Source organism: Paeniglutamicibacter terrestris, from assembly GCF_012271785.1.
GTDB lineage: Bacteria > Actinomycetota > Actinomycetes > Actinomycetales > Micrococcaceae > Paeniglutamicibacter > Paeniglutamicibacter terrestris.
Genome location: NZ_JAAWVT010000004.1, coordinates 249,979 through 268,410 on the forward strand (window position 1 = coordinate 249,979; position 18,432 = coordinate 268,410).

Consider the following 18,432-nt stretch of genomic DNA (forward strand, 5'->3'; position numbering starts at 1 on the left):
CTCTTGTGGCTTGGAGGGATATGCGTGATCGATCGCGATTCGTTGCGCCCGATAGGTTGCCTGACCTCCCCGGCTCCGAGCGGCTGACTTCTCTGGCGTGCGCCGCAGCATCCGGTGCACCTTCGATCCGGACCCCTACTGATTCCAATGTTCACACCGCATCCTGAGAGATCATTCCCTGCCCGGCGAGCAAGCATCTGCGGCTCAGTGGATTCCATCACCGCGTCTCAGGACCAATGCTGCCGCACCTCAACCTGTTGCATACAAGAACTGTAGTACTTTCAGCACCAGTGTGCAACAGGTCACTGCAAAAGTGTCTTCATTCAGCGAAATATCCGCAAACTGTTCGACATTGCACAGGCAGTACTGGCATTTGATGCATGCATCATTGCTTGGGTTTTCCTGCGGAATGGGGACTCGCGACCGACTTTCCAGGTGGATCCAGTAATCCGGTCACCATGCGCTTCTGGGGGCTTCGTCGGCCGTTACCGTGAATCTAGGGCATTGTTGGCAGGCGGTCGGCTTCGTCGGATGCCAACCGTGGAAGCGCTCCAGATCCGATTCCGGGGACTCCGCACCACTCGATCGAGACCCGTGCCGTGGGCAATCAACCGTCACCGGATCCACATGCGTACACCGGAAGAAGTCCACCGCGGCGGCTTGCCTGTAATACCTAGCCAGCCGTCATGGAACGCATTTAGGCAAACCATTTCCAACGGTAACGAACCCCGAAACGACACGTGACCATTTCGCGTTCACTCGCAACTCAGGAAGGCCACGGCGTCACAGCAGAAAGACTCTAGACCCCCGATTCCTCCGTCGGGACCCTAACCTGAGTCCAAAACAAACAAAAAGGCCGGGCCGGACTGAATCAAGGCGAGTTCTAGCGGTCGTTTCCCTGTATCAGTGGCGCTTCAGGGCGCCGTATCCGATACCGTGCGATGGACCCAGGTACTACGAGTTGCGGCCTCCACCCAGCAATTCGCGGGCAGACGCGTAGACGTGATTTCTCATCGCGGCCTCGGCGCCGAAATGGTCCTTGTCCTGGATCATCTGCAGCACCAGTCGATGCTCGCCGCTGGATGCCGAAATCCGCCGGGGATTCTCGACCGTCTTCAGCACCAGCCGATGGAAGGCCAGCTGATTCATGAGCAACCTGTAGTGCTCGACCAATTTAGTGTTATCAGAACCATTGACCAGCGCCCAGTGAAACTCATGGACCAGCTGGGCGTAGCGTTCCGAATCGTGTGCGACAGAGGCGGCTTCCGATGCCTTGACGTTTTTCTCCAAGAATTCAAGACTGGGTGTCCTGCCGCGCCGGGCCATCAGGCCGGCAGCCATGCCCTCTAGGCCCTCCTTGAGCTGGAAGAGTTCTACGATTTCCCGCTTGGTGGGTTCACGGACGTAGGTCCCAACCTTGGGCCTGATTTCAATCAGGCTCTCTCGCTCGAGCTGCTTCAGGGCCTCGCGCACCGGAGTTCGACTGACGTCAAACTGCTGCGCCAAGAAAATCTCGGAGAGCGGCTCGCCCGGAGGATACGTTCCCCCCAGCACCAAATCCCGTATCCGAGCGAGCAATGAATCGTCCGATGGAGGTGGCGCCCCGAGATTGCTAACTTCCGCTATTCCTTGCATACAAGAACACTACGATGCATGCAAGATCAAGTCAATCTGTATTAAATTGTTCTTGCAAAACTCCAGAGATTACATGGATTTAGAGGAATATTCGCGAACTGGTTGACGGCAATGGTGACGGGCATTACAGTCTGTAGCATGCAACAGAAATTTGAGGACACACTGAAGGAAGCATGGACCGCTGCTTGGGATCGCGGTGAAGTTGAAGCTCTCAACGCCATCTCCACCTCCAATTACACCCGTCATGGCAAATCAGGCGGATCATCGATGAATCTGCACCAATACCAAGCGGAGATTCGCGCCATTCGTCAGGGATTCCCGGACCTTACCACCACCATTGATTCGATCTTGGTCGATGGAGAGCGGGCGGCCATCTTCTGGAAAACCACGGGCACTCACACGGAAACGTTCCTCAGTGTGCCCGCTACCGGCAAGTCGGTGGTGACCCAAGGGTCGAATCAAATCGATCTGCGCGAGGGTCTGATTCACCGTGAAACGGTCACGTGGGATGGAACCGAACTACTCAATGCACTCGGAATTCGCTCGCTATCCGATGCGATCGCTGCAGAGAAGTCGCCGGAAACGGAAGTTGTGATGGCAGATCTGTCGGGGGAACCCGATCTTGAGGCTATGAAGGCGTTTAACCGCCAGTTTGTCACCGGCGTGACCGTTGTGACAACGATGGAAGACGGAAAACCCCGAGGGCTTGCAGTCAACGCCTACTCCTCAATCTCCCTAGAACCGCCGCTGGTCATGGTGTGCGTGCAGAAGACATCGTCGACGTACCCGGCGCTGTTCGGCTCCACCCACCTCGGAATCAATATCCTTTCCCGCGAACAGAAGGACACCGTATCCACTTTTGCTTCGAAGTCGAGCGACAAGTTCGCTGACATCGAATGGCATCAAGGCCCGGAAGGCAGCCCGTTAATCGACTCCTCATCCGCCATGATCGAAGCGGAAATCCGTGAGCGCTTCCAGGCCAAGACACACACGATCTTCGTATGCCGCGTTCGCCATGCAGAAGGAACCGACATCGAACCCATGGTCTACAAGGCGGGGCGTTTCTACGACGGCGCAAACTTGGCTTCACTTTAGCCCAAGCCAGAGCAACACTAACTAAACGGACCGCGCGTTCCGGCGGACCAGAAGAGATAAGTAGGAGACCATCATGGTCGAGAAGACACTGGTCAAAAAGTCCAGTCCGGGTTCGGTTCAACCGAACCCAGCGTCGCAGCGTCCCGACAAACCCCGGGTAGGTGCCGTGTTCTGGGCCTCCCTGGTACTTCTGGCTGGGTTCTTGCTCTGGGCCAGCATTTCGCCAGAGGGCCTCGGCAACGTCATGACCAGCAGCATGGATTGGATTGCACGATCCGTCGGTTGGAGCTATCTGCTGGTAACGCTGGGATGCATCGGCCTGATGGTCTACTTGGGAGCGAGCCGCTATGGCAGCATCCGCCTCGGCTCAAATGAAGACAGGCCGGAATTCTCCACGTGGGCATGGCTTGCGATGATCCTCTCGGCCGTAATGGGAATCGGTCTGATCAGCTACGGCGTCGCCGAACCGATCTCCCACTTTATGGCTCCCCCGCATGCGTTGGCAGAGCCCGGGACCATGGATGCCGCCGTGCGAGCGTTGCAATTCAGCTTCTTCGACTGGGGCCCACATGCCTGGGCGGTATTCGGCGTCTTTGGTCTGTCCATCGGCTACTCAACCCACCGCAAGGGGCGTCCCGGGCTGGTCTCCCCCATGCTGCGTCCTGTGTTGGGACGACTGGTGGATGGCTGGTTCGGAAAACTCGTCGATGTATTTGCCATCCTGGCAACGCTGTTCGGAACCACAACGTCCCTTGGCCTAGGCGCCGCTCAGATCGAGGAAGGACTGAACCGGGTATTCGGGCTACCAACCGGACTTAGTGTCCAAGTCGTAATCATCGCCATCATTACCGTCTTATTCACCCTTTCGGCACTTTCCGGGGTCAATCGCGGCATCAAGTACATCAGCCAGATCACCATGGCCCTTTCGGCCGGCCTCGCCCTTTTCGTGCTGCTGATGGGGCCGACTAGTTTCATCAGCAATATCTTCTTTCGCTCTATCGGGCAGTACGTCAACGATTTCTTCCAAGTTTCCCTGATTACCCCGTCCACCCCCGATGACCTGCAATGGATGCAGTGGTGGACCTACTTCATGATGGCGTGGTGGCTCAGCTGGGGCGCATTCGTCGGAGTCTTCTTGGCGAAGATCTCCAAGGGCCGAACTATCCGTCAGTTCGTGGCGGGCGTCCTGGGTGTCCCCAGTTTGGTGTTCTTCGCGTGGTTCACCATCTTCGGCGGAAGCGCCATCAAATTCGAGATGGACGGCGCCCCCATCGCTGCGCAAACTGCGGAGAACCTGAACTCTGCGTTCTTCGCGATGCTCAACGAGCTGCCTCTAGTTCAAATCACATCTGTGGTCACCATGATCCTTGTTGCCTTGTTCTTCATCTCTGGAGCCGATGCGAACACCTATGTTTTGAGCATGATGTCCAGCAAGGGGCATCTGTCGCCTACCCGGCCGGTGTTGACCATTTGGGGCGTTTTGACCGGCGTAAGTGCAGTGCTCCTGCTGTTGGTCGGCGGGCTGACTGCCTTGCAACAGGCTGCAATGCTTTCGGCGTTGCCCTTCACCATCATCGTGGCACTCCTGGGCATATCTCTGGTCATGGAGCTGCGCACGGATCCAGAGTTCGACGTGTTGCGCAAGTCTAGGTTCGATCTGCGCAAGACCGTCTATGGATCAGGGAAAAGGACGGATCTGTAGACGCCTCCCGACCTAAATATGTGACCGCCCCGGTAGCAGCGAAAGCTGTCACCGGGGCGGCTTTCGTTGTTGCTCAGGCTACTGGCTACTGGCATTTCATATCGGGCCTCAGTGCGCCGGGTGTTCGGGGTGCAGCTCTGAATGCGGCGCCCGCATCTGGTGCAGCAGTTGGTGAACCTCGGGATCGGTCAGGGTCCAGCGGCGGTAGCGGCCGTCGGCACGCACGCTCACAACGCCGGCCTTATGCAAGGTGGCCAGCGCCTGGGTGACGGTATTGGCGCCCAGCGCCGTGGCGGCCGCCAACTGGCTGACCGAGGAATCTGGGGCGGCATGCATGGCGATGAGGATTTTCATCCGCGTGGCATCGGCAACCAAGGCAAAGACGTCGATCCAGTCGGGCATGCTCGGCTCGGTCGCGGCTACAGCGTCCGCTCCGATCTTGCCGTGTTCCGTTTCCGACATGTCGTCCTCATTCCTTCCGCTGTTCCGGGCTGGTGCGTAAACTCACCGGAATCATTGCCCGGTTCCCATATCTGTCTGGCTGGACAGATGTACAGTAGGGGCGTTGCCCTATCCCATATGCCCGCCGGCAACCAGGATGAAAGGTCGAAACCTCTACCGTGCGCAACCCACAACACCTGAGAACGCTGGCAGTTCTTGCCTCCATCCTATTGGTCGGCACCGGATGCGCGCCCGTGGGGTCGGGCATCGGCGGCGCCAAGTCCGCCGAGCCCTCGCTGGCACTGCTCACCGCTGCTCTTCCCGAGACACTTAACCCGCTGGCCGGATTCGACAACAACGGCACGGGAAAAATCAACGAATCCCTCTACACGCTTACCGGCACCGCGGAAAGCTTGCCGCAGATCACGCCACTGTTGGCGGCGGCGGAGCCCACAGTTTCCCCCGATGCACGCACCTGGACGGTCAAGTTGCGCAGCGATGTCCGGTTCAGCGACGGAACCGCCCTTGACGCCACGGATGTCGTGGCAAGTTACCAGGCCATCATGGATCCGGCGAGCGCCTCCCCCATCCTCGGCACGCTCTCAAACGTCGTGGACGTCAAGTCCATGGACTCACACACCGTCGAATTCACCTTGCGCGAAGCCCAGGTCTCCTTCAAGACGGCGATGCTCATCGGTATCGCCCCGTCCGAATCCATTGTGCCCGGGCAGCGCGTGGAGAACTCGGTGCTAAACCGAGCCCCGATCGGCACCGGCCCCTACCTGGTGGATTCGCTGGATCCCGCGCGCCTAGTGCTGAAGGCAAACCCGAGATACCGCGACGGTGAGGTCGCGCTGAAGCGCGTTATCTACGAGGCCGCTCCCGATGATAACGCTCGGGCCCAGCGCATGCTGGCCGGGGAATTTGACGGCACCGTGCTACCCCCGCGGCTCGCTGCCACCTTCGGCACCAACCCCGAGTTCGAGCTGGTGACGGCCACCTCCGCGGACTGGCGCGGGCTCTCCCTGCCCGCGGATAACCCGCTGACATCCGACCCGAGGGTGCGTCTGGCCCTGAACCTTGCGGTGGACAGGCAGTCATTGATTGACGGTGTGCTGGCGGGTGCCGGGCGTGCGGCAAACACCTTTGTTCCAGCCGAATATGGCGACGCGTTTGACCCCTCCGCCGTTTTTGCCCACGATCCGCAGCGCGCCGCGGGGCTGCTCGATGAGGCAGGCTGGCTGATCGGGGACGATTCCATGCGCTCGAAAAACGGGAGACCGGCCGCGTTCACGCTGATGTACAACCCCGGCGATTCGCTGCGCCGGGACCTGTCGCTGGCCTTCTCCGCACAGATGAAGCTGCTGGGCATCGATGTACCGGTCGAGGCGGCGACCTTCGAAATGGCCGAGCCGCGGGCGGGAACCGACGCGATCATGCTCGGCGGGGGTGACACCCCGTATGACGTGGACACTCAGCTGTACAAGATGCTGCATTCCTCCTATCCCTCCGCGGGCGCGTACTACGACAATCCGAGCAAGTTCGCGGATTCCGCCATGGACAAGGCGCTAGAAGCCGGGCGCACCACCCTTGATGAGACCAAACGGGCCGCCGCCTACCGCGAGGTTCAGCGCCGCTACGTCGAGAACCCCTCCATGGTGCTGCTCGCGTTCATCGACCACACCTATATCCAGCGCACCTCCGTTTCTACTGCCTGGCAGGGAACCGGGACGCTACTTGAGCCGCACGACCACGGCACCACGTGGGGCCCGTGGGTGAAGCTCGGCCAATGGGTCCCGAAACCATGAGAACGCACGACGCTACGCTGGGCCTCGCACGGCGGCGCTCGCGCGCACGCGAAGTGCTGAGCCTGCTCGGACGCCGGGCGTTGGTGGGTGTTCCGGCCACCGTCGGGATCACCGCCGCTGTTTTCTGGCTTGCCTCCCTGGCTCCCTTCAATCCACTGGCCCAATATCTGGGCACGCAATACGAACATTCAACCCCTGAGCAACGCGCGACGTTGACCGAGCAGCTGGGGCTCAACGACGCCTGGTACGCGATCTGGGGACGCTGGATGACCGGGGTGGTGCGTGGTGAGGCGGGTACCTCACGGGTTTTCGGCCAACCGGTGACCCAGGTGATTTCCGAGCGCCTGCCCTACACGGCATTATTGGTGGGGCTCGGACTGCTGGTGGCGATGGTGCTCTCGGTCCTGCTGGCGGTTAGCGCGGCGCGGCGCCCCGGTTCGCCTCTAGATACCGTCGCTCTGGGACTGGTGCATCTGGCCCAAGCAATCCCGCCGTTTGTTCTGGGGCTAGTGGCCATTGCCATCTTCGCGATTGGGCTGGGTCTACCGGCCGGAGGCTCAGCGTCGGGCGGTCTGGATCCTACACCGGCAGGCATCGCCCTGCACCTGGTGCTGCCCGTGGGCGTGCTGGCGGTGACCCTGCTGCCGTGGCTGGTATTAAACCTTCGGGCCTCGGTGCTCGAGGCGCTGGAATCCGACGCGGTGCTGGCCGCGCGCGGACGCGGACTGAGCGAATTCACGGTGCTACGCACCCAGGTACTTCCGGTGGCGCTGCTGCCGTTCATCACGGTGGTGGGTTCGCGCTTGGGTGAGTTGGTCACCGGGGCATTGCTCATCGAGGCGGTGTTCTCCTGGCCCGGCTTGGCTTCGGCAACGGTGTCCTCGGCCATCGCCGGGGATTTTCCGCTACTTGCCGCGGTGACCGCGCTTTCGTGCGCGGTCGTTTTTGCCGGCTCGGCGTTGGCCGACGCCTGTTACCTTGTCTTTGACCCGCGGGTCAGCGATGTCTAGGCCCCGCCCATTACCCCTGGTTCTGCTGGGGCTGATTCTTGCCTACGCCCTACTGGTTCCGTGGCTTCAACCTCTGGATCCGCGTGCCGTGGATCTGTCCGCGGTGCTTCAAGCCCCCTCGCTCCAGCATTTCTTTGGCACCGACCTCTTGGGTAGGGACGTGTGGATCCGCTCCGCCCAGGGACTGCGCATGTCCCTACTGCTGGCGTTGTTCGCCTCGGTCGTCGCTACCGTCCTGGGTCTCGGGGTCGGATTGCTGGCCGCCTGGCGCGGCGGAGTCGTGGACAGAATAGCCATGCGCTTGGTGGATGTCACCAACGCCCTGCCGCACCTCCTGCTGGCGGTGGTGATCGTGGCTCTGTGGCGCGGGCAGTGGTGGGCGATTGTATTGTCCATAGCGTTAACGCACTGGACGCAGGTGGCCCGGATTGTGCGCTCGAGGTTGCTGGCCGAGCGCACCGCTGACTATGTCCTACTGGCTCGTGCCTCCGGGGCATCGAGTGCGGCCATCTGGTGCACGCACCTGATTCCGGCCGTGGCACCACAGGCAGCCATCGCCCTAGTACTGCAACTGCCCCACGCCATCTGGCACGAAAGCTCACTCTCTTTTTTGGGCGTCGGGTTACCGCCCGAATCCGCCTCGCTGGGCCTGTTGCTGGAGGATGCGCGCGGCGGTTTGCTGGCCGGCGCCTGGTGGTTGTTGGTCTTCCCCGCCGGGCTGCTGGTGTTGGTCAGTTGGTCCACGGCGGCACTGGTGGATACCGCGGGACGGCGGCGCGGCCGTCGTGCATTCCCCAAGCTCTTCGCGCGGCTCTTCGCCAGGGACCGCGCTACGCTGTCGGCGGCCGGTTCCGCCACCGCCGAGTTGCCGGTTGGCGAGCTGCAGGTCGGCGCGGCGATCCAGACCAGCTCACTGGACGTTTTTCTCCCCTCGAGCATGGATCCGGGCACCACTTCGAGGGTCCTGCGCGGGATCAATTACCGGGCCGAAGCCGGGGCGATCAACGTGATCCTCGGGGCTTCGGGAGCCGGAAAGTCGCTGCTGCTGCGCACCCTGACCGGGTTGCTCCCGGTGGGCGCCCATTTCTCGGGAAACATCAGCGTTCATGGTTCTCCCCGCGATGCAGCGGGGCTTTCGCGGGCGCGCGGCACAGAAACGGTCTTAGTTCCTGGTTCGGCGACCACCTCGCTGAACCCGGTGCGAAGCATTGCCACGCAGATGCGGCAAACGCTCAAGGCGGCCAAGCGGTCTTCCTCCCGAACCGATGTCCTTAATGCGCTGGGCGCCGCGGCCGTGGAGGAATCGTTGGCCGGGCGCTACCCCCACGAGCTTTCCGGCGGGCAGGCCCAACGGGTCGCTCTCGGGTTGGGTTGCGCCGTTGGGGCGCGGATCCTGCTGGTGGATGAGCCCACCAGCGCCCTGGATGCCCGCACGGTGGAACTCATGGAACAACTCCTGCGGGCACAGGCCGCGGCCGGGATAACAATCATCATGGTCACCCACGATCTGGCTCTGGCTCGGCGTATCGCCGATTATGTGGCGGTTCTGAACGACGGCGAGGTTGTTGAATCGGGCACCGCCGCGGAGGTGTTGGGTCATCCCCAGCATCCCGCCACCGGTTCACTGCTGGGAGTACCGGCATGAGCCTTGAATTGCGAGGAATTTCCTTCAACCATCCGAGCGCCGGCCCTGACTCCGGGAGGCTGTTTGACGGGCTGTCGCTGAGCGTCGCTCCGGGGGAAATTGTTGGGCTCGGCGCTCCTTCGGGCGCGGGCAAGTCTACGTTGCTGCGCATAGCCGCCTTGATGACCCCCGCGGATGCTGGCTCGGTGATCATCCAGGGGCAGGAGTATGGACCTGGGTCACCGGTTGGGCGCCACATCCGCCGGTCCATGGGTGTGGTTCTGCAGTCCCCCAGGGCCGCGGCCGATCCACGGCTGCGCCTTGGTGCCCTGATCTGCGCGCCGCTGTCCTTCCGCGATGGCTCGCTGCGCCCACGACCGCAACGTTATGAGCGGGAGTTGGCTGAGCTGGCCGAATGGGTGCAGCTGGACCCGGCACTTCTGTGGCGTTATCCGCATCAGGTTTCCGACGGTCAATTGCAGCGCGCCATGCTGGCCCGAGCCCTAGCGCTGGAACCGGACGTTTTGATCTGCGACGAGCCCACGGCCCAACTGGACCCCGGGACCACGTCATCCATCATGGGACTGCTAGCTGACCGCGCAGCCAGTGGCGCCGCGGTGCTGATCGCATCGCACGATGGTGCCGCACTGGCTACGGTTGCCCACACCATGCTGGAACTGACGCAGATCAATCAGCCAAACCCCGGCTGAGCATCGGGCCGATTGATGACTTCGTTTTAGCGTTGGTTTACTGCCCTCTTGAAAGCACACGCAGGGACACCTGGGGGGTCGTATCCGGATACGACCCCCCAGACAAAAATCCCGAAAATGATCAGGCGACGGGTGCGAAGGCCGCCCGGCCCTGGACTGCGGAGGTACCCAGGTCACTCTTGGGAAGTGCGGTGCCTGCCGCAACGGCCTGCGCCCAGTCATCGGTGCTGGCCACGGCGGCCATGCTGGACTGCAATAGCACCATCAGCGTCTCGTGCACCTGCTGTGCGCTGGCCGTACCGGCCTCGTTGGCCAGGTGGATCGCGCCGCTGGCATCGGAGAGCAGCTCCACCGCGATGCCCCGCGGTTCGGCCTCCACCGCGGTGGCGAGGTCGCAGTTGTTGGTCATGTAGCCGACGATGGTGATGGTCTCGATCTTGTTCTCCCGCAGCCAAGCCTCGAAGTCGGTGCCGGCGAACACGCTGGAATAGCTCTTCACCAGGTGCTTCCACGAATCGGTGCGGCGCGAGGCAATCTCCGGGTGCAGCTTCCATCCCTCAGAGCCTTGCGCAAACACCGGCGCTCCAGCCGGGTATTCGTGCTGAACGGAGACGATCGGCATCCCCTGCTTGTGCGCAAGGTCGATGGCGCGAGTGATGTTTGCCAGGGATTCGAAGCGATCCGGGTACTGGATGGCCAGAGGTCCTTCTTCGGCAAAGTAGTCATTTTGTACGTCGATGACGATCAGTGCGCGGCGCGTTTCAGCCATGGTGGGCCCCGTTTCCTTGGTGGTTTTGGTTGAGGATTCCAGCCTGCCAGCCTTCGGAGCGCTACAGTGAGTGGCGTATATGCACACTTTCGATGGAAATGGGCCAACGTGAAAATATCCATCCATGCCTTCGATGGAATGACCATGTTCCATCTGGCAGCTCCGCTGCTCGTTTTCGGCGAGGTGTCCCGACTTGGCCTGGCCGAGGACTGGGAGGCGAGGGTTTTCAGCGAGGCAGGTCAGCCGGTGCGTAGTGCCGAAGGGTACGTGATCGGGGATGTCTACGGTCCCGAGATCGTTCGCGATGCCGACCTCGTAGTGCTCCCATCCTGGCTGTCGCACCTGCCGGAACCGTCCGAGAATCTGCTTCGCTTGGTACGAGATTCCCATGAACGGGGAGCCGCCATCGCCGGGCTGTGTTTGGGTGCCTATCCGGTGGCGTGCAGCGGCGTGCTTGACGGGCGCACAGCAGTGACGCATTGGGAGGCGATCAAGGACATGGCCGCCAAGCCGCATGCCGTGGATTTCGATAGTTCCGCACTTTACATCGACCACGGCGACGTGCTCACCTCAGCCGGTACCGCTTCCTCTTTGGACGCCTGTCTGCACATCGTGCGCACCCACCTGGGCGCGGCGGCCGCGGCAGCAGTGGCACGACGAATCGTCATCGCCCCGCACCGCGAAGGAGGGCAGGCGCAATACATCGCCCGCCCATTGCCGGACCCCGAGCTGGACGGGCCACTGGGCAGGACCATTCAATGGGCGCAGGCAAACCTGGATCAGGACTTAGAGGTGGAGGCCATGGCGGCTCACGCCACGATGAGTAAGCGCAATTTCACCCGCAGATTCAAGGAAGTCACCGGCCTCTCGCCGGCGCGCTGGGTACTCGGGCAGCGACTCGACGACGCCCGCCAACTACTGGAAACTACCAGCTGGAGCGTTTCCCGCATTGCGGAGTCCTGCGGTTTCGGCAGCGCGGTGACCTTCCGTCAGAACTTCATCGCGGCCTATGCCACAACCCCAACCTCGTACCGGGCCCGCTTCACCCGAGGCTAGGTGCCTACATGCCAGCTTGGCCTACGGCCGCATGCACGTTGAATCAGTGCCGGTCATCCGGCGAGTGACTGGTCCATTTTTCGGGCATAGGCGCGGTTGGCCCGCTGCCTGGCACCACAGCGTTCTGAGCACCACTGTCGCCGCGCGTGAGTGCGAACCATGAACCTGTCACACGGCGCGGAGGCGCACTGCGCGATGCGATCTGCGTCCGGGCCGGTCAACAACGCGGCGGCATCCTCGGCGATTTGAGCCATGGCATGATCAACAAGCTGGGTGACCGGATGGCTCGGAACGCGGAGCAGCCCCTTGTCGGGGTCGTATTGCAGCAATGCTGCGCTGGGCACCGCCGTCAGCGCACGGTTAATGGCCCCCAGCGCCCCGGGGTCGATTTCGACACCTGCTGCATGCGACGCCAAAACCCGCCGGAGGCTCTGCCGCAGATCCGTGAGTCGAAGCTGACAATAGGCCAGCAGCCCGGTTCCAACTGGCACAAGTTCGTACGCGACGAGCCATGCCGTGGCACTTTCCGGGCTGTTGAGTTCATCAATACGTTGCCCGCCCGGGAGCGTGACGCTGCTGTTAGCCAACGCTAGGCACGAATGCTCATCGGTTCCGGGAGCGTGAGGTAGTGGGACCTTAATCATAATACTCACGGTATCAGTTGCGCTTTGGCGTGATAAACCCCTACTGTTAAATATCACGCCAAAACAATCGTTTTACCGTAATAAGTGAGGTAGTCCATGACCAATCAGCACACTTCCGGCACAGCACCCTTCGCTCTATCGATACTCGACAACGCCTTTACCGGCGTAGGCCACTCGATTGAGGAAACCTTCGAAGAGATGATTTCCCTCGCGAAGCTGGCCGACCGCCGCGGTTTTCAGCGGTTCTGGATGTCCGAACATCACGCAATGCCCGGTGCCGCCATCCCGTCCCCACAGCTCATGGTGGCTCGGCTAACCGGCGAGACGGAGCGCATCAGGCTCGGAGCGGGCGGGATCATGCTGCCCAACCACGTCCCCCTAGTTGTCGCCGAACAAATGGGCATGCTCGATGCACTTGCCCCTGGACGGATCGATCTAGGACTCGGTCGCGCACCTGGCACCGACGGCGCCACCGCCGCCGCGCTGCGCCGCAACCAGACGGCTAACGAAGAGTTTCCGGAACAAATCGCCGAGCTGCTGGGATTTATGGAAAACAACTTCCCGCACGATCACCCCTACAAGGATGTTCCCGCCGTTCCGGGGCCATGGCAGGCCGATGAGAACCGGGTTGCCCGCTCCGCGACCAGCGCCGATATCTGGATCTTGGGATCATCGCCCTACTCGGCACAAGTTGCGGCCCGACTGGGTCGTCCGTATGCCTTTGCACTGCAATTTGGTGCTGCCGACGTGCTGACCGCCCTGCGAATCTACCGCGAGAACTTCCGCCCGTCCCAGTACCTCGCGGAGCCATACAGCTTGGTCAGCATCGGGGCGATTGCCGATGAGAATCCCGCCGAGGCACGGCGCCAGGCTACGTCCGCTGCCATGGCGATGCTGAGAATGTTCCAGCGCAAGTCCTTCGCACTGCTTGCTCCCGAGGAAGTGGAAGCCTACCGGGCCAATGAGCAAGAGCGAGCCATCATTGAGGAATACACCGATCGCGCCATTCACGGAACTGCCGCCGAGGTGGCAGAGGGCCTGGAGGAGCTTCATGCCCAAACCGATGTCGACGAGGTGATGCTGGTTGTTCAGGGACATTCGCGTCGCTCACAAGCACAAACCGTGGAACTAATCGCCGACCACTACGGCATGACAGCTAACTGAATCAATATCTAAAAGATTTTCTGATCGTTGCAGTCGGCATCGTTGCGGTGTCCACGGTCCTGGCCGGACTCAGCTCCGACCGAAAGTTGGTAGCCGTAGGCAAGAGTGCCGTATGGCTTGCGACCCAAGGCCGGCCGACCTTGGGCCGCAACATGGGAGGCTTTCTCGGCAACTGTGTGGTCAGCGCGCCTGAAACACGGTGGAGAGCAGAGCCTAGTATTTGCGCAGGTTTAGCGGCTTTTGACCCCGCAAGTGGTGGCGCAGATCGTTAATCACGCCCATTAGGACCGCATTGATGGCCTCGGTGGAGTTCGACAGCGCCCGCACCGCGACACCGGGACCCGACACCTGACTAATACCCAGGTGCACATCAATACCCTGGGCGGCGCCAATCGCGTAGGCCAAATCTCGAATCCGCTCCACGTCGCCGGGGCCAATGTTTGCATCCACGGCCAGCAACATACCCACGTGCGTGTAGTCCTGCAGGAAGAGCAGCGAGTCCAACGAATCCGCCCCGGGGCGCACCAGCAGGTTGTCGAGCACCACGATGCGTCCGTCGAGAGATACCTCGGTGCGCAGCCGTACCTCGTCGTAGCGAAAGAGCTTCCCATCGGGGCTCCATCCGGGGGTCAGTACCTCGCAGAACAGCAGACTGGAATCCTGGTGCATATCCACGCGCGTGAACTGCCGGTAGCTGGCCCCGCGATAGGCAATAAGCTGATCTGGCACGTATTCGAGTACCGCACCAGGTCCCAGCCGAACCACCATGTCCTGGCGGGCGATGCTGCCGGGAGTCTTGTAGACCTTGGTGGCCGACTGGGTGGTCAGCAACAACGAGGCATCCTCGTCGACCGCAACCTCGATGCCGTAGTTATCCCCGCCTAGGTACCCGCCACCGGGGTTCACGATGGTGTAACAGACCTGGGCGGTGTCATCGAGGTAGTGCGGGCGCAGGATCCGCAGTGCCCCCTGGTGATACTGCCGGGTGGCAATGGCCTTACCGGCACGGTTGCCCACCCGCAGGCGCAGCTCGCCAACGAGTTTTGTGCCCGCGAAGGGCGAGGGACCCAGTTCCCGGATCGCCGGGGGTTCGCTCGTCGTTGTCTTCATGCCCGTCTAGCCCAGATCCAGCATCAGCACCTCGTGCTTAAGCCAATCAATGACCGTGTCCAGTCCGTCATCGGTCTTGAGGTTGGTGAAGCAGAAGGGCTTGGTGCCGCGGAACTCCTTGGAGTCCCGCTCCATCACCGAGAGATCCGCCCCCACATACGGGGCCAGGTCGGTCTTGTTGATGATGAAAAGGTCGGACTTGATCATGCCCTGGCCGGCCTTGCGCGGGATCTTCTCGCCCTGCGCCACATCGATGATGTAGATGGAGAAGTCCACCAGCTCCGGGGAGAACGTGGCGGAGAGGTTATCTCCCCCAGATTCGACGAAGATGATCTGAAGATCTGGGTGCTTGGCCTTGAGTTCCTCAATCGCCGCGGAGTTCATCGAGGTGTCCTCGCGGATCGCGGTGTGCGGGCAGCCGCCGGTTTCAATGCCCACGATCCGATCCAGCGGCAGCACACCGTTGGCTGCAAGGATCTTGGCGTCCTCGATGGTGTAGATGTCGTTGGTGATTGCGGCCATCGACACCTCATCGTTCAGCCTCCGGGTGATCCGCTCGATGAGCTGGGTCTTGCCCGCTCCCACGGGTCCTCCGATGCCAATACAAATCGGTTCCATCATGCACTTCCTTCTGTCGTAAATTTCTCGCGCCGCACGTTCCGTCCACCTAGGACATGAACATGCGGGCACGCAAGTGTTCGTGGCGCATCTGCGCTATTTCCAGACCCGGAGCCGCCGCCCCCAAATCATCAAGATCCAGCCCGAAGATCATTTCTACCGTTTGCAGGACCTGGGCATGCATGGCCCGTAGCACCCGCTGCCCAGCGTTCTGCCCGATGGGGATTCCCCGGATGGCGTTCTGCGTTAACGATGTCACCGTGGAGAACAGGTAGGCCGCCACGGTGTCGGCGCACGGGGCACCGGCACCTCGCGCGCCCAGCGCAAAGGCGATGCCCGGATGTCCGGAGCATGCCCCGGATTGAACCTGCAGTCGGTAGGCTTCCAGCTCTGGGGTCGGAAAGACGCTGGTGGCCACGTGCAGCATGCGTGCACCCATCTTCACCCCGGCCTCGCGGATCTGCCGTGGCACCGCTGCGGCCGTCACCAGCGCGTCGATGCGCGCCAGCTCCGCTCCGCCGGCGGCCTCGTGAGCCAGCCGGACCGCCAGTCCGTCGGTGTAGGCCAGAGACTGGGTCAGGAAACGTTCCAGCCACAGCGTGAAGCTGGCTTCGTCGTGCACCGCCCGGGTATCCAGGTAGCTTTCCAATCCCAGCGAATGGCTGAAGGCACCGGTGGGCAGCGCCGAGTCGGAGAGTTGCAGCAGCGTGAGCAGGTGCCCCGCTGTGGGGCTAGTGGGTGTGTTCGGCATGGCGGAACGGCACCGGCATCACACGTTCCTGGCGCTGATAGGGCGTGTTGTGGTGCTTCAGGAAGTCCTCCACGGTGTGGTCGTATTGCACCACCATGACCTCCGTGGCATAGTCCGAGGCGGTGTCGAAGAACTGGGCTTGGAGGTGGCGGTTGCCCAGCGCGTGCGCCACCTGCCCCATCTCGAAGATGGAGCCCGGGGCAATGACCAACACGTCGGTGGGCAGGACCGAGATCGTGATGATTTCCTTCTCATTGCGCAGCAGGATATCCCCATCTACCAAGTCGGCGCCGGGTGCCAAGCGGATGCCCAACTCCCGCCCGTGGTCGGTGGTGACGCGCTGGATCCGCTTGACCAGTGCCGAGGAAGGCAGCACAACCTTTTCCTCATGCAGCTGTGCCAGCTCGGCCGCGGGAACATCACGCCTGTTCCCCATGAGCTGCTCGATAATCATGAAACTCCTTGTCATGCTCGACGTCGGTTTAGAAGAGGAAGTAGCGCTGGGCCATGGGTAGCACGCTGGAGGGCTCGCAGCTGGCCAGCACCCCGTCGACGGTGACCTGGTAGGTCTGCGGGTCAACCTGGATGTCCGGGGTTTCCCCGTTGAACTTCAGGTCAGCCTTTGTCAGTGTCCTAATGCCATGAACCGGCCGAATGACCTTGCGCAGCCGCAGGCGTTCGGGCACGCCCTCCTCGATGGCCGCCTGGGACAGGAAGGTAATGGAGGAGGCGTGTACCGCGGTACCTAGGGCTCCGAAGTTGGCACGCAGGGTGCGCGGTTGCGGGGTGGGGATCGATCCGTTGGAATCTCCCATGAGTGACTGAACGATCAGCCCGCCCTTGATGATCATGTCCGGTTTAACTCCGAAGAACGCCGGGTCCCAGAGCACCAGGTCAGCGAACTTGCCTTCCTCAATGCTGCCGATGGTATCGGCAATGCCGTGGGCGATAGCCGGATTGATGGTGTACTTCGAGACGAAGCGCTTGATCCGGAAGTTGTCACCAACCTCTAGATCTTCGGGCAGCTTGCCACGTTGGCGCTTCATGGCGTCGGCGACCTGCCAGGTGCGCAGCACCGTCTCCCCGACTCGTCCCATGGCCTGGGAATCGGAGGAGGTCATGGAGAACACACCCATGTCGTGTAGGACGTCCTCGGCCGCAATGGTCTCGGCGCGGATCCGCGAGTCGGCGAAGGCCACGTCCTCGGGGATGTCCGCGTTGAGGTGGTGGGCCACCATGAGCATGTCCAGGTGCTCGTCCACGGTGTTGATCGTGTACGGCAGGGTGGGGTTGGTGGAGGCCGGCAACACGTTGGGCAGCCCCGCCATGCGGATGATGTCCGGGGCGTGCCCGCCACCGGCGCCTTCGGTATGGAAGGTGTGGATGACGCGGCCGGCGATGGCCGCAATCGTGTCCTCCACGAAGCCGCACTCGTTCAGGGTGTCGGCGTGGATGGCGACCTGCACGTCGAATTCGTCGGCGATCTTCAGCGACTCGTTGATGGAGGAGTGGGTTGCGCCCCAGTCCTCGTGGATCTTCAGGCCAATGGCACCGGCACGGATCTGCTCGGCGAGCGGGCCGCGCGCACTGGCGTGGCCCTTGCCCAGGAAGCCGATGTTCATCGGCAGGTTTTCTACGGCCTGCAGCATCCGGGAGATGTGCCAGGGACCGGGGGTCACGGTGGTGGCCTTGGAAGCGTCGGAAGGTCCGGCGCCGCCGCCGATCATGGTGGTGACCCCGGAGGCCAGTGCCACCGGGATCTGGTCGGGGCTCACGAAGTGCACGTGGGTGTCGATGGCGCCCGCCGTGAGGATTTTGTGCTCACCGGCGATGATGTCGGTGGCCGCGCCGATGGTGATGTTCACCCCGTTGGTGATATCCGGGTTTCCTGCCTTGCCGATCTTGAAGATGTGGCCGTCGCGCAATGCGACGTCGGCCTTGTAGATCCCGGTGTAGTCAAGCACCACCACATTGGTGATGACGGTATCGGGGATGTCCTGGTCGCGGGTCATTTGACCGTTTTGGCCCATGCCGTCGCGGATGACCTTGCCACCACCAAAGACGACTTCGTCGCCATAGTTGGTGTAGTCATACTCGATCTCGGCCAGTAACTCGGTGTCGGCCAAACGAATGGCGTCTCCGGTGGTGGGCCCGTACATCTCCGTGTAGTGCTTGCGGCTCATCTCGAAGCTCATTTGGCGCCCTCTGCTTCAGGATCCTCGTTCACGGTGTCTTCGCTTTCCTCGGTGGCGCGTCTGGCCTCGTCGGGGTGTGGCGGCAGGGTTTCATCAACCG

General features: G+C 61.9%; 17 protein-coding genes. 8 read left to right on the forward strand and 9 right to left on the reverse strand.

The annotated features are described in order from the left end of the window. Positions 1-954: 954 nt before the first annotated feature. Entirely contained in the window at positions 955-1,635 is a 681-nt protein-coding gene (locus tag HED64_RS10950; protein ID WP_168152031.1) for a GntR family transcriptional regulator, read from the reverse strand. A 138-nt stretch (positions 1,636-1,773) separates the two neighbouring features. On the opposite strand from HED64_RS10950, the gene HED64_RS10955 reads away from it, so the two are divergent. Then, positions 1,774-2,730 carry a flavin reductase gene (locus HED64_RS10955; protein WP_168152032.1) on the forward strand — a complete coding sequence of 319 codons (957 nt, stop codon included), beginning with the start codon at positions 1,774-1,776 and terminating at the stop codon, positions 2,728-2,730. Between the two features lie 73 nt (positions 2,731-2,803). Continuing rightward, positions 2,804-4,432, forward strand: a complete 1,629-nt coding sequence (locus HED64_RS10960) for a BCCT family transporter (RefSeq protein ID WP_168152033.1) — start codon at positions 2,804-2,806, stop codon at positions 4,430-4,432. A gap of 108 nt (positions 4,433-4,540) precedes the next feature. Here the strand turns inward: HED64_RS10960 and HED64_RS10965 are convergent, their stop codons facing one another. After that, on the reverse strand, positions 4,541-4,894 hold the full coding sequence (locus HED64_RS10965; protein WP_168152034.1) for an ArsR/SmtB family transcription factor: 354 nt from the start codon (positions 4,892-4,894) through the stop codon (positions 4,541-4,543). A 158-nt stretch (positions 4,895-5,052) separates the two neighbouring features. On the opposite strand from HED64_RS10965, the gene HED64_RS10970 reads away from it, so the two are divergent. Genes HED64_RS10970 through HED64_RS10985 form a run of 4 tightly spaced genes read left to right on the forward strand, consistent with a single transcriptional unit; the run spans position 5,053 to position 10,025 of the window. Beyond that, on the forward strand, positions 5,053-6,681 hold the full coding sequence (locus tag HED64_RS10970) for an ABC transporter substrate-binding protein (protein ID WP_342590704.1): 1,629 nt from the start codon (positions 5,053-5,055) through the stop codon (positions 6,679-6,681). Continuing rightward, positions 6,678-7,691, forward strand: coding sequence for an ABC transporter permease (locus HED64_RS10975; RefSeq protein ID WP_168152035.1), 1,014 nt, complete (start codon positions 6,678-6,680; stop codon positions 7,689-7,691). The genes HED64_RS10970 and HED64_RS10975 overlap by 4 nt, the downstream gene beginning before the upstream one ends. After that, a complete protein-coding gene (locus HED64_RS10980; protein WP_168152036.1) occupies positions 7,684-9,336 on the forward strand; it encodes an ABC transporter permease subunit in 1,653 nt (550 codons plus the stop codon). Before HED64_RS10975 ends, HED64_RS10980 begins: the two co-directional genes overlap by 8 nt. Then, positions 9,333-10,025 (forward strand): ABC transporter ATP-binding protein, encoded by a 693-nt coding sequence (locus HED64_RS10985; RefSeq protein WP_168152037.1) that lies wholly within the window; start codon positions 9,333-9,335, stop codon positions 10,023-10,025. Before HED64_RS10980 ends, HED64_RS10985 begins: the two co-directional genes overlap by 4 nt. Before the next feature lie 121 nt (positions 10,026-10,146). On the opposite strand, the gene HED64_RS10990 is transcribed toward HED64_RS10985, so the two are convergent. Then, positions 10,147-10,794, reverse strand: coding sequence for an isochorismatase family protein (locus HED64_RS10990; protein WP_168152038.1), 648 nt, complete (start codon positions 10,792-10,794; stop codon positions 10,147-10,149). A gap of 108 nt (positions 10,795-10,902) precedes the next feature. Between HED64_RS10990 and HED64_RS20190 the strand changes: the two genes are divergently transcribed. Continuing rightward, on the forward strand, positions 10,903-11,850 hold the full coding sequence (locus HED64_RS20190; RefSeq protein ID WP_168152039.1) for a GlxA family transcriptional regulator: 948 nt from the start codon (positions 10,903-10,905) through the stop codon (positions 11,848-11,850). Positions 11,851-11,903: 53 nt separating this feature from the next. On the opposite strand, the gene HED64_RS11000 is transcribed toward HED64_RS20190, so the two are convergent. Further along, positions 11,904-12,494 (reverse strand): CGNR zinc finger domain-containing protein, encoded by a 591-nt coding sequence (locus tag HED64_RS11000; protein ID WP_168152124.1) that lies wholly within the window; start codon positions 12,492-12,494, stop codon positions 11,904-11,906. Positions 12,495-12,590: 96 nt separating this feature from the next. Between HED64_RS11000 and HED64_RS11005 the strand changes: the two genes are divergently transcribed. Next, positions 12,591-13,658, forward strand: coding sequence for an LLM class flavin-dependent oxidoreductase (locus HED64_RS11005; RefSeq protein WP_168152040.1), 1,068 nt, complete (start codon positions 12,591-12,593; stop codon positions 13,656-13,658). A 213-nt stretch (positions 13,659-13,871) separates the two neighbouring features. Here HED64_RS11005 and HED64_RS11010 read toward each other — a convergent pair whose 3' ends face one another. From HED64_RS11010 to ureC, 5 genes are read right to left on the reverse strand one after another with little or no spacing between them, the layout of a single operon-like run. Next, entirely contained in the window at positions 13,872-14,768 is an 897-nt protein-coding gene (locus HED64_RS11010; protein WP_168152041.1) for an urease accessory protein UreD, read from the reverse strand. Between the two features lie 6 nt (positions 14,769-14,774). Continuing rightward, positions 14,775-15,389: an urease accessory protein UreG gene (ureG, locus tag HED64_RS11015; protein WP_132364158.1), complete on the reverse strand. Its 615-nt coding sequence runs from the start codon at positions 15,387-15,389 to the stop codon at positions 14,775-14,777. Between the two features lie 46 nt (positions 15,390-15,435). Next, positions 15,436-16,137 (reverse strand): urease accessory protein UreF, encoded by a 702-nt coding sequence (locus HED64_RS11020; protein WP_168152042.1) that lies wholly within the window; start codon positions 16,135-16,137, stop codon positions 15,436-15,438. Next, the gene (gene ureE, locus HED64_RS11025; protein WP_168152043.1) at positions 16,118-16,591 is read right to left on the reverse strand and encodes an urease accessory protein UreE; all 474 of its coding nucleotides are present in this window, start codon (positions 16,589-16,591) and stop codon (positions 16,118-16,120) included. Before ureE ends, HED64_RS11020 begins: the two co-directional genes overlap by 20 nt. 28 nt (positions 16,592-16,619) lie before the next feature. Next, the gene (gene ureC / locus HED64_RS11030) at positions 16,620-18,332 is read right to left on the reverse strand and encodes an urease subunit alpha (RefSeq protein ID WP_168152044.1); all 1,713 of its coding nucleotides are present in this window, start codon (positions 18,330-18,332) and stop codon (positions 16,620-16,622) included. Positions 18,333-18,432: the final 100 nt, after the last annotated feature.

Bases quoted from the DNA above. Each gene is read 5' to 3' on its own strand.
- HED64_RS10975 (WP_168152035.1), top strand. From the start codon at position 6,678: ATGAGAACGCACGACGCTACGCTGGGCCTCGCACGGCGGCGCTCGCGC.
- HED64_RS11020 (WP_168152042.1), bottom strand. From the start codon at position 16,137: ATGCCGAACACACCCACTAGCCCCACAGCGGGGCACCTGCTCACGCTG.
- HED64_RS10985 (WP_168152037.1), top strand. From the start codon at position 9,333: ATGAGCCTTGAATTGCGAGGAATTTCCTTCAACCATCCGAGCGCCGGC.
- HED64_RS10980 (WP_168152036.1), top strand. From the start codon at position 7,684: ATGTCTAGGCCCCGCCCATTACCCCTGGTTCTGCTGGGGCTGATTCTT.
- HED64_RS11010 (WP_168152041.1), bottom strand. From the start codon at position 14,768: ATGAAGACAACGACGAGCGAACCCCCGGCGATCCGGGAACTGGGTCCC.
- HED64_RS10960 (WP_168152033.1), top strand. From the start codon at position 2,804: ATGGTCGAGAAGACACTGGTCAAAAAGTCCAGTCCGGGTTCGGTTCAA.
- HED64_RS10950 (WP_168152031.1), bottom strand. From the start codon at position 1,635: ATGCAAGGAATAGCGGAAGTTAGCAATCTCGGGGCGCCACCTCCATCG.
- ureE (WP_168152043.1), bottom strand. From the start codon at position 16,591: ATGATTATCGAGCAGCTCATGGGGAACAGGCGTGATGTTCCCGCGGCC.
- HED64_RS11000 (WP_168152124.1), bottom strand. From the start codon at position 12,494: ATGATTAAGGTCCCACTACCTCACGCTCCCGGAACCGATGAGCATTCG.
- ureG (WP_132364158.1), bottom strand. From the start codon at position 15,389: ATGATGGAACCGATTTGTATTGGCATCGGAGGACCCGTGGGAGCGGGC.
- HED64_RS10955 (WP_168152032.1), top strand. From the start codon at position 1,774: ATGCAACAGAAATTTGAGGACACACTGAAGGAAGCATGGACCGCTGCT.
- HED64_RS10965 (WP_168152034.1), bottom strand. From the start codon at position 4,894: ATGTCGGAAACGGAACACGGCAAGATCGGAGCGGACGCTGTAGCCGCG.
- HED64_RS11005 (WP_168152040.1), top strand. From the start codon at position 12,591: ATGACCAATCAGCACACTTCCGGCACAGCACCCTTCGCTCTATCGATA.
- ureC (WP_168152044.1), bottom strand. From the start codon at position 18,332: ATGAGCTTCGAGATGAGCCGCAAGCACTACACGGAGATGTACGGGCCC.
- HED64_RS10990 (WP_168152038.1), bottom strand. From the start codon at position 10,794: ATGGCTGAAACGCGCCGCGCACTGATCGTCATCGACGTACAAAATGAC.